The 13,442-nt window shown below is 72.9% G+C and carries 12 protein-coding genes; 2 read left to right on the top strand and 10 right to left on the bottom strand.

Annotated elements, in window-relative coordinates:
• Positions 1 to 24: 24 nt before the first annotated feature.
• From NV263_RS15005 to NV263_RS14980, 6 genes are all read right to left on the bottom strand, one after another.
• Entirely contained in the window at positions 25 to 1,131 is a 1,107-nt protein-coding gene (locus tag NV263_RS15005) for an acetoin dehydrogenase dihydrolipoyllysine-residue acetyltransferase subunit (protein ID WP_263253910.1), read from the bottom strand.
• Positions 1,132 to 1,141: 10 nt separating this feature from the next.
• Positions 1,142 to 2,155, bottom strand: a complete 1,014-nt coding sequence (locus NV263_RS15000) for an alpha-ketoacid dehydrogenase subunit beta (RefSeq protein ID WP_263253909.1) — start codon at positions 2,153 to 2,155, stop codon at positions 1,142 to 1,144.
• Positions 2,156 to 2,171: 16 nt separating this feature from the next.
• Positions 2,172 to 3,161, bottom strand: coding sequence for a thiamine pyrophosphate-dependent dehydrogenase E1 component subunit alpha (locus NV263_RS14995; protein WP_263253908.1), 990 nt, complete (start codon positions 3,159 to 3,161; stop codon positions 2,172 to 2,174).
• Entirely contained in the window at positions 3,158 to 4,234 is a 1,077-nt protein-coding gene (locus tag NV263_RS14990; protein ID WP_263253906.1) for an NAD(+)/NADH kinase, read from the bottom strand. The genes NV263_RS14995 and NV263_RS14990 overlap by 4 nt, the downstream gene beginning before the upstream one ends.
• A 110-nt stretch (positions 4,235 to 4,344) precedes the next feature.
• A complete protein-coding gene (locus NV263_RS14985; RefSeq protein WP_263253905.1) occupies positions 4,345 to 4,962 on the bottom strand; it encodes a class I SAM-dependent DNA methyltransferase in 618 nt (205 codons plus the stop codon).
• 33 nt (positions 4,963 to 4,995) lie between these two features.
• Positions 4,996 to 7,359 carry an ATP-dependent Clp protease ATP-binding subunit gene (locus NV263_RS14980; protein WP_263253904.1) on the bottom strand — a complete coding sequence of 788 codons (2,364 nt, stop codon included), beginning with the start codon at positions 7,357 to 7,359 and terminating at the stop codon, positions 4,996 to 4,998.
• Positions 7,360 to 7,638: 279 nt separating this feature from the next.
• Here NV263_RS14980 and NV263_RS14975 point away from each other — a divergent pair, with 279 nt between their 5' ends.
• Positions 7,639 to 7,818, top strand: coding sequence for a hypothetical protein (locus tag NV263_RS14975; RefSeq protein ID WP_263253903.1), 180 nt, complete (start codon positions 7,639 to 7,641; stop codon positions 7,816 to 7,818).
• Here NV263_RS14975 and NV263_RS14970 read toward each other — a convergent pair.
• The 3 genes from NV263_RS14970 to NV263_RS14960 all read right to left on the bottom strand — a co-directional run bounded on the left by NV263_RS14970 (position 7,815) and on the right by NV263_RS14960 (position 10,962).
• Positions 7,815 to 8,216 carry a hypothetical protein gene (locus NV263_RS14970; RefSeq protein ID WP_263253901.1) on the bottom strand — a complete coding sequence of 134 codons (402 nt, stop codon included), beginning with the start codon at positions 8,214 to 8,216 and terminating at the stop codon, positions 7,815 to 7,817. The two genes, NV263_RS14975 and NV263_RS14970, sit on opposite strands and share 4 nt — an antisense overlap.
• Positions 8,217 to 8,454: 238 nt before the next feature.
• On the bottom strand, positions 8,455 to 9,111 hold the full coding sequence (locus NV263_RS14965; protein WP_263253900.1) for a phosphoribosyltransferase: 657 nt from the start codon (positions 9,109 to 9,111) through the stop codon (positions 8,455 to 8,457).
• 108 nt (positions 9,112 to 9,219) lie between these two features.
• Entirely contained in the window at positions 9,220 to 10,962 is a 1,743-nt protein-coding gene (locus tag NV263_RS14960) for an ABC-ATPase domain-containing protein (protein ID WP_263253899.1), read from the bottom strand.
• A gap of 246 nt (positions 10,963 to 11,208) precedes the next feature.
• Here NV263_RS14960 and NV263_RS14955 point away from each other — a divergent pair, with 246 nt between their 5' ends.
• The gene (locus NV263_RS14955) at positions 11,209 to 12,075 is read left to right on the top strand and encodes a lysozyme (protein WP_263253897.1); all 867 of its coding nucleotides are present in this window, start codon (positions 11,209 to 11,211) and stop codon (positions 12,073 to 12,075) included.
• 77 nt (positions 12,076 to 12,152) lie between these two features.
• Here NV263_RS14955 and NV263_RS14950 read toward each other — a convergent pair whose 3' ends face one another.
• Positions 12,153 to 13,295, bottom strand: a complete 1,143-nt coding sequence (locus tag NV263_RS14950; protein WP_263253895.1) for an LCP family protein — start codon at positions 13,293 to 13,295, stop codon at positions 12,153 to 12,155.
• Positions 13,296 to 13,442 lie beyond the last annotated feature (147 nt).

The raw sequence follows: 13,442 nt of genomic DNA, 5'->3' as shown, positions 1-13,442 counted from the left end.
TGGCAGTAAAGACCGGCCGGATCGCTACAGCCGCGCGGCCACCGCCTCCCGCACCAGCTGCGGCCGTTCCATGTGCAGCATGTGCCCTACGCCCTCGGCGACCTCCCACTGGTCCACACCGGACACCGGCCGCTGCGGCGGGGGCAGGATCCGGTCCTGGGCACCCCACAACACCGTCACCGGCACCGGGCACGACTCCAGCACAGCCGGGGTGTCCAACGCCTGCCGGTCGCCGTCCAGCAGCGTGCCCTGCAGGGTGCGCAACGCCTCGCGGACCCCGTCCAGCCGCAGGTACTTCACCAGGTCGTCGACCAGCCTGCGGGTCACCTGCTCGGGGTCGGCGAACAGCTTGGCCACCACCGGCTTGAGCTCGCGGCGCGAGGTGGCCTCGGCGAACTCCCGCAGGAACGCCGCATCCACCTCCGGGCTGAACCCGGCCGGGGCCACCAGCGTCACCGACGCCACCCGAGCGGGATCGGCCGCCGCGGCCGCGGCCACCACCGCCCCACCGAGCGAATGCCCCACCAGGTGCACCCGCTGCGCGCCGACGCGCTCCACCACGCCCAGCACCGCCCCGGCCAACGTCGGCAGCGAACCGTCCCCGACGTCCTTGCTCGACTCGCCGTGCCCGGGCAGGTCCACCGCGTGCACCACCGCCGAGCCCGCCAGCGGCTCCTGGGCGAACAGCCACGAGTTCTTGTCCCCGCCGTAGCCGTGCACCAGCACCACGGTCTGCTCACCCGACCCCATCGAGGCGTAGGCCACGCGCCGCCCGTCAACCTCGGCCGCCGACAGCACCGGGCCGGCCTCGGCGACCGGCTCCCCGCTGGCCACCTGCTCGCGGGCCTGCTCCACGGCCCGCGCCACCTCCTCGTCGGAGACCTCCTCGCCGGCGACGATCACCACCGGAGCCCCCACCGGCACGTCCTGGCCCACCTCGGCCACCAACGCCCGCACCACGCCCTGCTCGGCCGACTCCAGCACCCCGGAGATCTTGTCGGTCTCCACCTCGGCCACCTCGGTGCCCGGATCCACCCGGTCACCCTCGGACACCAGCCACTCGGTGATCTTGCCCTGCGCCATCGACAAACCCCACTTGGGCATCACCACCGACCGCACGCCCTCGCTCATCGCAGCCTCCTCACCGCTGGTAGCCGACCGCGGCCTTGACCGCGTTGGCCACCCGCTGGGCGTCCGGCACGTACAGGTCCTCCAGCGCGTCGCTGAACGGCACCGGCGTGTGCGGGGCGGTGACCATCTCGATCGGCGCCCGCAGCGAGCCGAACCCCTCCCGCGCGACCAGCGCCGAGATGTCGGTGGCCGCGCTGCACCGCGGCGTGGCCTCGTCGACCACCACCAGCCGCCCGGTGCCCTCCACGCTCTCCAGGATCGTGTCCGAGTCCAGCGGGCTGAGCGTGCGCGGATCCACCACCTCCACCTCGATGCCGTCCCCGGACAGCTGCTCGGCCGCCTGCCGGGCCACCGACACCATGCGCCCGATCGCCACCACCGTGACGTCCGAGCCCTCGCGCACGATCTCGGCCTCGCCGAAGGGCAGGGCGTAGGAGTCCTCGGGCACGTCGCCGCCGGTGTCGTACATCGCCTTGTGCTCGCAGAAGATCACCGGGTCGTCGTCGCGGATCGCCTGGATCATCAACCCCTTGGCGTCGTAGGGCGACGACGGCACCGCCACCTTCAACCCCGGGATGTGGGTGAAGATCGAGTACAACGACTGCGAATGCTGCGCGGCCGCCCGCAACCCCGCCCCGTACATGGTGCGGATCACCACCGGCGTGACCGCCTTGCCGCCGAACATGTACCGGAACTTCGCCGCCTGGTTGAAGATCTGGTCGAAGCACACCCCCAGGAAGTCGATGAACATCAGCTCGGCCACCGGACGCAGACCGCGGGTGGCCGCACCGATCGCCGCGCCGATGAACGCCGACTCCGAGATCGGGGTGTCCAACACCCGGTCCGGGAACTCCCCGAACAGCCCCGAGGTCACCCCCATCACCCCGCCCCAGGCGTCCGATTCGCCCGGCGCCCCGGCGCCACCGGCGACGTCCTCGCCCATGACCACCACCCGCTCATCACGGCGCATCTCCTGCCGCAACGCCTCGTTGATCGCCTCGCGGTACGTGATCGACCTGGCCATCGCGCTTCTCCTCCGCTCAGTACGCCACGTAGACGTCGGTGTGCAGGTCCGCCTCGGTCGGCTTGGCCGCCGCACGCGCCTCGGTGACCGCCTCGTCGACCAGCGCCGCCACCTCGCCGTCGACGCGGTCCAGCTCGGCGGCCGCGACCTGCCCGGACTCGCACACCCGGGCCCGGAACCGGGCCAGGCAGTCGGTGCGCTCCCGCGCCCGCGCGACCTCGTCACCCCGGTAGGTCTGCTGATCCCCCTCGAAATGCCCGTAGTAGCGGGTCAGCTTGACCTCGATCAGCGTCGGCCCGCCGCCCTCGCGGGCCCGCGCCACGGCCTCACCCGCGGCCTCGTGCACGGCGAAGAAGTCGAAGCCGTCCACGATCACCCCGGGCATGCCGAACCCCGCCGCCCGGTCGGCGATGTTGTCCGCGGCCACCGACCACGTGCTCGCGGTGGCCTCGGCGTAACCGTTGTTCTCCGCCACGAACACCGCGGGCAGGTTCCACACCGACGCCAGGTTCATCGCCTCCAGCGTGGTGCCCTGGTTGCTGGCGCCGTCACCGAAGAACGCCACGCTCACCGCCCCGTTGCCGGCGAGCTTGCCCGCCAGCGCGGTCCCGCAGATCAGCGGCGGCCCGCCGCCGACGATGCCGTTGGCCCCCAACATGCCCTTGCTCAAGTCGGCGATGTGCATCGACCCGCCCTTGCCGTTGCACGCCCCGCTCCGCCTGCCGAAGATCTCGGCCATCATCGCCTTGACATCCACGCCCTTGGCGATGCAATGGCCGTGCCCCCGGTGGGTCGAGGCGATGGAGTCCCGGTCGTCCAGGTGCGCGCACACCCCCACCGCCGAGGCTTCCTCCCCGGCGTAGAGGTGCACGAATCCCGGGATGTCGCCGGTGGCGAACTCGGCGTGCACCCGCTCCTCGAACACCCGGATCGTGCGCATCGAGCGGTACACCTCGACCAGTTCGGCCGCGCCCAGCTCCGCGGCCTCGGTGATCGTGTCGGTCATGGCCGTCCTCCGTGCTCGGGCACCGGCGCGGCCGGCACCTCGGTCCGATCCAGCAACAACGACTCCTGCGCCGCGCGCCGCAACACCGCCGCCACGTCCACGCACCACGGCCCGTCGGCGCACAACCGCACGCTCGGCCGCACCCGCGGCCCGAACTCGATCTCGCGCTCACCGTCCACGGCGATCACCCCGGACTCGGCGAGCACCGGCACGGTCTCGCCGACCGGCAGCACCCGGTGCTCGACCACACCCACCTCGCGCACCAGGCCCGGCGCGATCGGCGCCAGCACCCGCCGCCCACCCGCACCGAGCCGCAACGCCACCCCATCGGGCTCGGACCGGGGACTCGGCCCCAGCAGACCGGCCACACTGGACAGACCGATGCCGTCGGGTTCGGCGAAAACGCAGTACAACTCCACCAGCGACGACGGTTCCCACACCGCCCGGCTGCCCACGTGCCGGGCCCGCGACACCGCCACGTCCACCAACGCCGACTCGCGGCGGTCACCGGCCCGCACCCGCAGCACCCCGGCGCGGCGGCACACCCCTTCGGCCGGCACCGCCCCGGTGGCCACCAACCCGGCCGCCAGCCCCGCCACCGTGGCCTCCCGCATCTCGGGGAACGCGTTGTTGGTGCCGGTCGACAACGCCAGCAGCGGCACCTGCCCGGACGCCTGCGCGGCCACCCGCACCGTGCCGTCACCACCCAGGCACACCACCACGCCCACCCCGGCGGCCACCATGGCGCGCACCGCGTGCACCGTGTCCGCGGCGGTCTCGGTCAGCCGCACCTGGTCGCAGAACTCCACGCGCGGCCACGGACCGTCCCGGCCCGGCCGCCGCTGCCGCAACGCCCGCAGCACCGCCGCGGAGATCCCACCCAGATCGGTGGACACCACCGCTCGCCGCACCCCCACCGCCGCGGCCGCCGACAGCAACCGCTGCACCATGTTGGCCTTCTCCGCGGTGGGGAACACCGACGCCTGAGCGACCAGCCGCCGCACGTCGCGGCCCGACATCGGATTGGCGACGATGCCCACCGCCGAACCGGGGGTGGCGACCGCATCGGGCACTGCTCCTCCTCGAACAGCCGGTGACGCACACCACTGTCCGACTCCCGTGCCCGGGCCGGAAGGGTTGCAGACCGTTGCACCCGACCCGCTTCACCCGATCGGAGTGCCGGTCAGTCGTCGCGGGCCTGCGCGCACAGGAACACCTGCCGCTCGATGCGCCCGGGTTCGACCTCGGCCCGCGCCTCCCACACCCGCCGCACCTCGAACCCGGCCTCGACGACCACGTCCCGCAACTGGTCGGTCGGCAACGCCGTGACCCGCACCGGCACCCCCAGGAACGAGATCGGGAACAGGTCGAAATCGCCGTAGACCATCGACAACGCCACCAGCCGCGGACCCCGCAGCCGACGCCGCACCGCCGCCAGCACCTCACCGATCTCGGACCGCGACACCATCAACAACGCGAAGAACGCCACCGCGGCGTCGAACTCGCCCAGCTCGGCCGGCACCTCGCGCACATCGGCGGTCACGAACCGCGCCTGCGGCACCTTCTGCCGCGCCAGCTCCACCATGCGCGGCGACTCGTCGACACCGACCACCTCGAACCCCGCCGCGGCGAACTGCGCCGCCGTCGGCACACCGCTCCCGCACCCCAGGTCCAGCACCCGGCCGCCACGCGGCAGCCGCTCGATCACCCACGCCCCGGCCCGCTCCTGCTCGTCCCGCTCGACGAAGCACTTCTCGTAGCGGTCACCGATCGCGTCGAACGCCGCGCCCTCAACACCCATGCGCTCCAGCATGGCCAGCCCCCGACGCGCTGATCAACCGGACACGCGTTGCTGCTCACCCACCGGCACCGCTTCGTCGTCGGGAGCGGCGTGCCGCCCACCCGACACCGGCCGCCACACCTGCGAGACCCCCAACGACAGCTCCGCACCGGCCACGCCCACGGCCACCTCGTCACCGGGCGAGAGCAGCTTTTCCAGCAGCATCGACGCCAACCGGTTGTCCAGCTCGCGCTGGATGGTGCGGCGCAGCGGCCGCGCCCCGAACTCCGGCTGCCACCCCCTGCGCACCAACCAGTCCAACGCCGCCTCGTCCACCCGCAGCCGCACCCCCTTCAACCGCAGCTGCTCGCCGGTGCGCTCCACCAACATCCCCGCGATCGTCCGCAGCTGCTCGGCGGCCAACGGCCGGAACACCACCACGTCGTCGATCCGGTTGAGGAACTCCGGGCGGAAGAACGCCCGCAACTCCTCCATCACCGCCGCATCCGCGTCCTCGGACGCCGCGATGCGCTCGGCACCCAGATTGGAGGTCATGATCACCACGACGTTGCGGAAGTCCACCAGCCTGCCCTGCGCGTCGGTCAACCGACCCGCGTCCAGCACCTGCAACAACGTGTTGAACACGTCCGGGTGCGCTTTTTCCACCTCGTCCAGCAGCACCACCGAATAGGGCTGGCGCCGCACCCGGTCGGTCAACTGCCCGGCCTCGCCGTACCCCACGTAGCCCGGCGGCGCACCCACCAGCCGCGACACCGTGTGCTTCTCCTGGAACTCGCCCATGTCGAACCGCAGCAGCCGACCGGTGTCACCGAACATGGCCTGCGCCAGCGCCCGCGCCAACTCGGTCTTGCCGACCCCGGTCGGCCCCAGGAACAGGAAACTGCCGATCGGCCGTTCCGGGTCGGCCAGCCCCGCCCGGGCCCGCCGCACCGCCTCGGCCACCACCCGCACCGCCGTGTCCTGGCCGACCACCCGCGACCGCAGCTGGTCCTCCAACCCCAACAGCTGGGCCACATCGCGCTCACCGAGGTCGGACACCGGGATGCCGGTGCGCCGCGACACCACGTCGGCCACGTCGTCGGCACCCACCGTGGGCTCGAACACCGCCCGCTCGCGCACCGACCCGCCGCGCCGCAACCGCACCCGCGAGCACGCCTGGTCCAGCAGGTCCACCGCTTTGTCGGGCAGGAACCGGTCGGTGACGTAGCGCTGCGACAGCCGCGCGGCCGCCTGCAACGCCTCGTCGTCGATGCGCACCCGGTGGTGGCGCTGGTAGCGGTCCCGCAGCCCGCGCAACACCACCACGGCCTGCTCCACCGACGGCTCGGCGACCAGGATCGGCGCGAACCGGCGCTCCAGCGCCGGGTCCTTCTCGATGTGCTTGCGGTACTCCTCGACGGTGGTCGCGCCGATCAACCGCACCTCGCCGCGCGCCAGCGCGGGTTTGAGCATGGTGCCCGCGTCCATCGACCCCTCGCCGGCACCCGCGCCGACGATGCTGTGCAGCTCGTCGACGAACACCAGCACGTCCTCGCGGTGCGCCCGGATCTCGCCGAGCACGTCGCGGAACCGCTGCTCGAACTCGCCGCGGAACTTCGCCCCGGCCACCATGCCCGCCAGGTCCAGCGACACCACCCGCTTGTCGGCCAGCGACCACGGCACCTCCCCGGCCACGATCCGCTGCGCCAGTCCCTCGACGATCGCGGTCTTGCCGACCCCGGGATCCCCGATGAACACCGGGTTGTTCTTCGACCGCCGCCCCAGCACCTCGATGGCCTGGTCGATCTCCTCGTCCCGGCCCACCACCGGGTCCAGGCGGCCCGCGCGGGCGAGTTCGGTGACGTCCATGCCGAACTCGTCCAGCCGCGGCGTCACGCTCAGCACCCCGCGCGCACCGGGCCGGTCGCCCTGCTCGATGGCCCGCGCCAGCGCGCGCCCGGCCACCGAGTCCGCGTCGGTGGCCAGGCCCAGCAGCACGTGCCGCGCGCCCACCACGTCCGCGCCCTCACCGGAGGCATGCTGGTAGGCACCCAGCAGCGCGCGCCGCGCGGCCGCCGACAGCACCGGCTTGCCGCCCGGGTCGGTGCCGGAACCCGATGCCAGCGCGCCACGCACCGCCCCGGCCAGTTCCTCGACCCGCACCCCGGATTCGGCCAGCAGCCGCGCGGTGGCCGGAACCTGGATGACGGCCCACAGCAGGTGCGCGCTGTCCAGTTCCCGCCCGCCGAACTCCACAGTGGCCCGCACCGCCCGCGACAGCACCTCGCGGGCGTGGGGATCCAGCAGCTGGCCCAGTTCCAGTCCCCGCTGCGGCCCCGTCGTCGACCCCTGCGCGAGCACCTCGCTGAACAGCGAATCGAACGCGGCAGAGGAATCCCCGACACCGCCGCGATCCACCGATGCACCTCCACACCACAGCAGGCCCCCGCGCCTGCGCGAACTCGTCCGGCCGACCGGCCGACCCGCCCCCTCGGGCACCGGTCGCCGCGACCGCGGGACCGCGCGCCGCCACCGGCGCGTTCGATCACCGCCGCCGCGATGTCGGCCCCCAACATACTGAGCGGTCCGCGACCGCTCCGAAGTGATCCCGACTTGCGCGCCCGGCGTGTTCACCGCACCCGCGACGGGTAGCCACCGGACGGGACACCTACCCGCGACACGCACGAGGAGGCCGCCGTGGGACGCGGCAGCGACAAGCACGGACCCCGGCAGGACGACGCCCTGGAGAAGGAACTGGAGGGCCGCCTGCGCGGCAACCACCCCACTCGGGCCGACGAGGCACTCGACGCCGAACCCCCCGCCGACGACGACCCGGACGCGGAACGCCCGCAGCGCCCGCCGCCGCCCGAGGACTAACTCGCCTTCTCCCTGGCCTGCCCGATCGCCTCGGCCAACCGCTCCAACTCGCGCCCGGCGTGCGCCAACCGGTCGGCGACGACGCTGGCGTGCCCGGACAGCGGTCCGGCGTGCCCGGCGGCCCGCAGCCACTCGGTCACCCCGCCCACGCCGTCGGCCATGCCCTCCACGGCGGTGGAGAACCCGCGCAGCACCTGTTCGATCTCGGCGACGTCGTGCGCCACGGCCGGGTCGCGCAGCCGCTGTCCCAGCGCGGCACTCGCCTCACCCACCTGGCCGGCGACCTCGGCGGAGTAGCCCTGGCCGGACTCGGCACTCCGTCTGGCCCCGGACCGCCCGGCGGGCCCGTGCCTGCCCGACTGCGGCGACTGCTTGTCGGAATGCCCAGCGACTGTCATAGCGAACCAATCAACCCGAGACCCGGTCCCACATCCACTCCGACGCGCCGACACCGCTCGACCGGTGGTCCGAAACCACCCGATTTCCAGTAGCGGCGCGCCTTTGGCCGCGTCCAGGCTACTTCGTTCGACTGAGTCGTCGACGTGCACCGGCCGAAGGCAGTGGTTTCACCGAACACTGAAACCATAGATTGTTTCACATTCAGCGGTCGGGGCTCCCGATCACCGCTGCGGCGCGTCAGGCGAACTCGCGCAGCACCTGGTCGATCTCCGCATCGCTGGTCGCCCGGAAATCCCGGTACCACTGGCCGACCGCGCTGAACCCGACCGGCTGCAGCACGCACACCACCACGTCGGCCTCGGACCGCAGCGCCTCCACCGCGTCCGGCGCCCCCACCGGCACCGCCAGCACGATGCTGCGCGGCGAGGACTCCCGCAGCATCCGCACCGCCGCGCGCGCCGTGGCCCCGGTGGCCAGACCGTCATCGACGAGCACCACGTCCCGGCCCGCCAACGCCAGCGGTTCGCCCGGCCGGAACCGCTCCTCCCGCCGCCGGGCCTCCGCCCGCTCCTGCTCGCACGCCTGGGCCAACGCCCGCTCGTCGAGGTGGAACGACCGCACCATCCGGGGGTCGTAGGTCGGCGGACCCTCCGCGGTGACCGCACCGACGGCCAGCTCCGGCTGGCCCGGCGCGCCGATCTTGCGCGCCACGCACACCCGCAGCGGAGCACCCAGCGCCCGCGCCACCTCCGCGGCCACCGGCACCCCGCCGCGGGCCAGCCCCAACACCACCGGGTCCACCAGGTCCGCACCGCTCAACCGCTGCGCGAGCACCTGCCCCGCGTGCCTGCGGTCGGCATAGCCCGTGCGGTTCGAAAATCCCATCCGAGGCATCCGACGCCTCCCGTCCACCGCGCGCACCGGGCGGCACGCCACGGCGAGTCGCGGGAACTCCTGCCCCGATGATGCCCCCGGCCCCGGACCGGGCAAACCACCGGACGGCTACGCGCGGAAGCCGGACACCTTCAGCACCCGCAGCCGGTTGAGCGCGGCAGCCAGCTCGAAGCGACGCGGCACCGCGAAGTCACCGACGTAGCGGTCGTCGACGGCGGCCACGCCCCGCTTGTCGACCTCGGCGGCGAACTCGTCGAGCACCTCGGCCACAGTGCGGGAACCGTCCACCAGACCCCGCCGCACGCAGGTCACCAGCGCCAGGCCGATCCCGGTGACCTGGCTGGGATCCACCAGCTGCTCCACCGCCCGCAGTTCCACAGTGGACTCGCCCAGGGTCAGCGCGTCCACCCCGCGGGCGCGCACCTTCGGCCGGTCGGTGCTGATCGACCGCGGGTCGACCACCCGGTGCCGGATCGGCGGGAACCCGTCGGCCTCGGTGTTGCGGCCCGTCGGGTTGGCCGCCAGCTCGCGGGCCTGCGCGGTGACGTCGCGCGCCCGGTAGGAGTCCATCATCAGCACCTGGTCGGCGACGTCCATGTAATCGCCGGAGCCGCCCATGACCAGCACCGTGGAGACCCCGCGCTGGGTGTGCAGCGGGCGGATCAGGTCCACGAACGGCGTCAGCGGCTCGGCCTCCTTGGCCACCAGGGCCTGCATCCGCGCGTCGCGGATCATCAGGTTCGTGGCCGCGGTGTCCTCATCGACCAGCAGCACCTTGGCCCCGGCCTCGACGGCCTCCACGATCGCCGCGGCCTGCGAGGTCGACCCGGAGGCGTTGTCGGTGGAGAAATCCGCGGTGTCCGACCCCGTCGGCAGGTGGCTGACGAACGGGCTGACGTCCACCCGGTGCACCCGCCGACCGTCCTCGGCCCGCACCTTGACCGTGTCGTCCCGGCACACCACCAGTTCCCGGCCGTCCCCGGGCACGTGGTCGTAGATGCCGTACTCCAGCGCCCGCAGCAGCGTCGACTTGCCGTGGAACCCGCCGCCGACGATCAGCGTGATGCCCTCCGGCACGCCCATGCCGGTCACCCGGCCGCGGTTGGGCAGTTCGACCTCCACCCGCATCGACTCCGGCGAGCAGAACGGCACCCCGTCGGCCAGCGGCCGGTCGTCGACCCCGCTGCGCCGCGGCAGCATCGCCCCGTCGGCCACGAACGCCACCAGACCCAGACCCGGCAGCATGCGCCGCAACGCGTCGGTGTCCTCCACCGACTCGACGAACTCGCGCAACCGGTCGCGGTCGGCCGTGGCGTGGCGCAGCGCCTCGGAGACCACCTCGGGCAGCTCGTCGCACAACGCCCGCTCGGCCTGCCTGCCGTCGATCGTGCGCCCCCGGCCGGGCAGGTCGATGCCCAGCCGCAGCACCACGGTCCCGTCGACGATCTGGCACGCGCTGCGGTCCAGCACCTGCTGGCGGCCGGCGTCCACGCGCAGCCGGCTGTCGCGCAGCCTGCGGTGCGCGGCGCGCAGCAGGAACCCGGCCAGCGCCCGCGCGCGCACCGGCGTGGACCACAGCGCCGCGGGGAAGCCGGCCACGTCCGGGTCAACGCGCACCTCGCACCGGCTGGCCGGGGCGTAGGGGTCGGGCTGGACCCGCTGCACCTCCAGGGTGAACTCCGGGAACGACCAGCGGCCGCTCAGCGCCTTGTACCGGCCGTAGCTGGCGCCGTGCATGCCGCGCAGTTCCTGCCGCAACCCCTGCTCGTCGCGGCGCCCCGCCGACGGTCGCGGCCCGCCGCGCCTGCGATCGCCTCGCGGTCCGCCGGGACCGCCTGTTCGCTGTGCCATGCCCTGAGACGTACCCGACGTGGCGCCGATTCTCCAATCGGGAGACCCACGTCACGCTCGACCCGCCACAGTGGACCCGGCAGGGCGAACCACTCGCAACGCCGCGTCGACGTCCCGGCGCCGACGGTGACCCCGCGTTATATTCCGAGCGCACATGATCGGTCACGCCCGGTGCCCGCTTGCGTCCCCGGGGATCCCCGGAATCCAGGTCAGGGCCCAGCCGCGTGTGGCGAGGAGGCGAATGCAGTGGTCCGTTCAGATCGCAGCAATACCCGGTCCCCCCGATCCGGCCGTCGACGCCGCCGACCGCTCGGCCCGGTGCTGGCCGCCTTGCTGGCCACGGCGGTGTGCGCCGCCCCGGCCATCGGCGAGCCGCTGAGCACCCGCAGCGCGCCGCGCCTGGATCCCCGCGATCCCGGTGGCGCGTGGGCCGGGTACAGCATCGAAGGGGCCGGTGGGGCCTCGACCGCGCCGCGGGCGCTGCCCGCCGGGGCGCTGCGCGGCATGGACGTCAGCGGTCACCAGGGCGACGTGGACTGGGGCAAGGCCCGGGCCGACGGGGCCCAGTTCGCCTACGTCAAGGCCACCGAGGGAACCGGGTTCCGCAACGACCACTTCGGCCAGCAGTACAACGGTTCGGCCGGTGCCGGGCTGGTGCACGGGGCCTACCACTTCGCGCTGCCCGACCGGTCACCCGGCGCGCAGCAGGCCAACTTCTTCGTCGACAACGGCGGCGGCTGGCCGGCCGACGGCCGCACGCTGCCGGGTGCGGTGGACATGGAGCACAACCCCTACGGCGAGGTCTGCTACGGCATGGACCCGGGGGCGATGTCGCGGTGGATCGCCGACTTCTCCAACACCTACCGGGCGCGCACCGGTCGCTTCCCGGTCATCTACACCACGGCGAACTGGTGGAACCGCTGCACCGGCGGCAATCCGGACTTCGCGCCGAACAACCCGCTGTGGGTGGCCCGCTACGGGCCGCAGATCGGGCCGCTTCCGGCGGGCTGGGATTACCACACGGTGTGGCAGAACTCCAACAACGGGCCGCTGCCGGGTGGGCAGGACGTGTTCAACGGCGACATCGCCCAGCTGACCCGGTTCGTGTCCTGATCTCCGAGTCGTCCCTCCCAACGGCGAGGCGGGCCGCCCCAGCCAGGGGCGGCCCGCCTCGTGCGCGCTGGACGGTCCTACTTGTTGCCGATCAGGTCCGGCGGGATGGGTTTGTCCTCGGAGATCGCGCCGAACAGCTGAGCCGCCTTGGTCTTGTTCCAGATGATCACCGAGGCGCCGTTGGGCGCGGTGCCGAACCGCTGCATGGGTACCGCAGTGGTCACGCCCTGCCCGCTGCTGACGTCGCTCATCGCCATCGCCAGCGAGAACAGGTGCCACAGGTGGTCACCATCGTTGACCAGGAACGTCTGGCTGGCCGCCGAGGCGGCGGGGAACAGCCGGAACGGGTTGATCAGCGTGGCCGGGCTGGTGGCCTGGTGCACGAGGGCGCCGAGCAGCTTGCGCTGGTTCTCGGCGCGTTCCAGGTCGCCGCCGGCCAGCGAGTAGCGGGCCCGCACGAACGCCAGCGCCTTGGGGCCGTCGAGGTCCTGGCACCCGGCGGGCAGGTGCGCGTTGGCCTTCTCGTCGTCCATCGGCTTGTCCAGGCAGATGTTGACCCCGCCGACGGAGTCGACCAGTCCGGCGAAACCACCGAAGCCGATCTCGGCGTAGTGGTCGATGTGCACGCCGGTGGCGCCCTCGATGGTCTGGGACAGCAGCTGCGGTCCGCCGTAGGAGAAGGCGGCGTTGAGCTTGTCCTTGCCGTGACCGGGGATGCTCACGTAGGAGTCGCGGGGCAGGCTGATCAGTGCGGCCTGACCACCGCTGGCGGGTACGTGCAGCAACATCATGGTGTCGGTGCGCTTGCCCGCGGCGTCACCGGCCGACAGCTCCTGGCGTTGCGCGTCGTCGAGTCCTTCCCGGCTGTCGGAGCCGACCAACAGCCAGTTGGTGCCCGGCGAGTCCGCACTGGTGCGGCCGGGGTAGTCCAGCGCATTGGTGCGCTGGAGCATGCTGTCGAAGTAGAACACCAGGCCGCCCAGCAGCACCACCAGCACCAGCAGGGTGATGCCGATGCGCCGGCCCCACCGGGGGCGCTTGCGCGGCGGTGGCGGCGTGTCGGGGCGCTGTCGGGCGCCGCGGCCGGGTGGTGGAGGGGGTTGCTGGGGCGGCCGCCTGCCTGCGGGAGTGCCTCCGCGGGCCTCCCGGTAGTAGTCGTAGCCACCTCGACCGCGCTGACCGCGGCCTCGCGGCGGGCCTCCCGCCGACCAATCGCTCATGAGCTTGTCCACACCTGCGTCGCGTCGACTCCCCGGCACGCGCAGGTGCGTGCCGGACTTCGGCGTGCAAGCATCCCAGACGACCGCAGCAAGAGCACGCACCGCTACCAAACCGTGGCCGCGGATCACTCATTCGGGCTGGTGAGA

Source organism: Saccharopolyspora rosea, assembly GCF_025643595.1.
GTDB classification, from domain to species: Bacteria; Actinomycetota; Actinomycetes; order Mycobacteriales; family Pseudonocardiaceae; genus Saccharopolyspora; species Saccharopolyspora rosea.
The sequence above is the reverse complement of the archived record's forward strand: the minus strand, read 5'-3'. Positions and strand labels throughout refer to the sequence as shown.

What these genes read in the sequence shown, in the direction of transcription:
- NV263_RS15005 (WP_263253910.1), bottom strand. Translation starts at nt 1,131, where the DNA reads ATGAGCGAGGGCGTGCGGTCGGTGGTGATGCCCAAGTGGGGTTTGTCG.
- NV263_RS15000 (WP_263253909.1), bottom strand. Translation starts at nt 2,155, where the DNA reads ATGGCCAGGTCGATCACGTACCGCGAGGCGATCAACGAGGCGTTGCGG.
- NV263_RS14995 (WP_263253908.1), bottom strand. Translation starts at nt 3,161, where the DNA reads ATGACCGACACGATCACCGAGGCCGCGGAGCTGGGCGCGGCCGAACTG.
- NV263_RS14985 (WP_263253905.1), bottom strand. Translation starts at nt 4,962, where the DNA reads ATGGGTGTTGAGGGCGCGGCGTTCGACGCGATCGGTGACCGCTACGAG.
- NV263_RS14970 (WP_263253901.1), bottom strand. Translation starts at nt 8,216, where the DNA reads ATGACAGTCGCTGGGCATTCCGACAAGCAGTCGCCGCAGTCGGGCAGG.
- NV263_RS14965 (WP_263253900.1), bottom strand. Translation starts at nt 9,111, where the DNA reads ATGCCTCGGATGGGATTTTCGAACCGCACGGGCTATGCCGACCGCAGG.
- NV263_RS14960 (WP_263253899.1), bottom strand. Translation starts at nt 10,962, where the DNA reads ATGGCACAGCGAACAGGCGGTCCCGGCGGACCGCGAGGCGATCGCAGG.
- NV263_RS14950 (WP_263253895.1), bottom strand. Translation starts at nt 13,295, where the DNA reads ATGAGCGATTGGTCGGCGGGAGGCCCGCCGCGAGGCCGCGGTCAGCGC.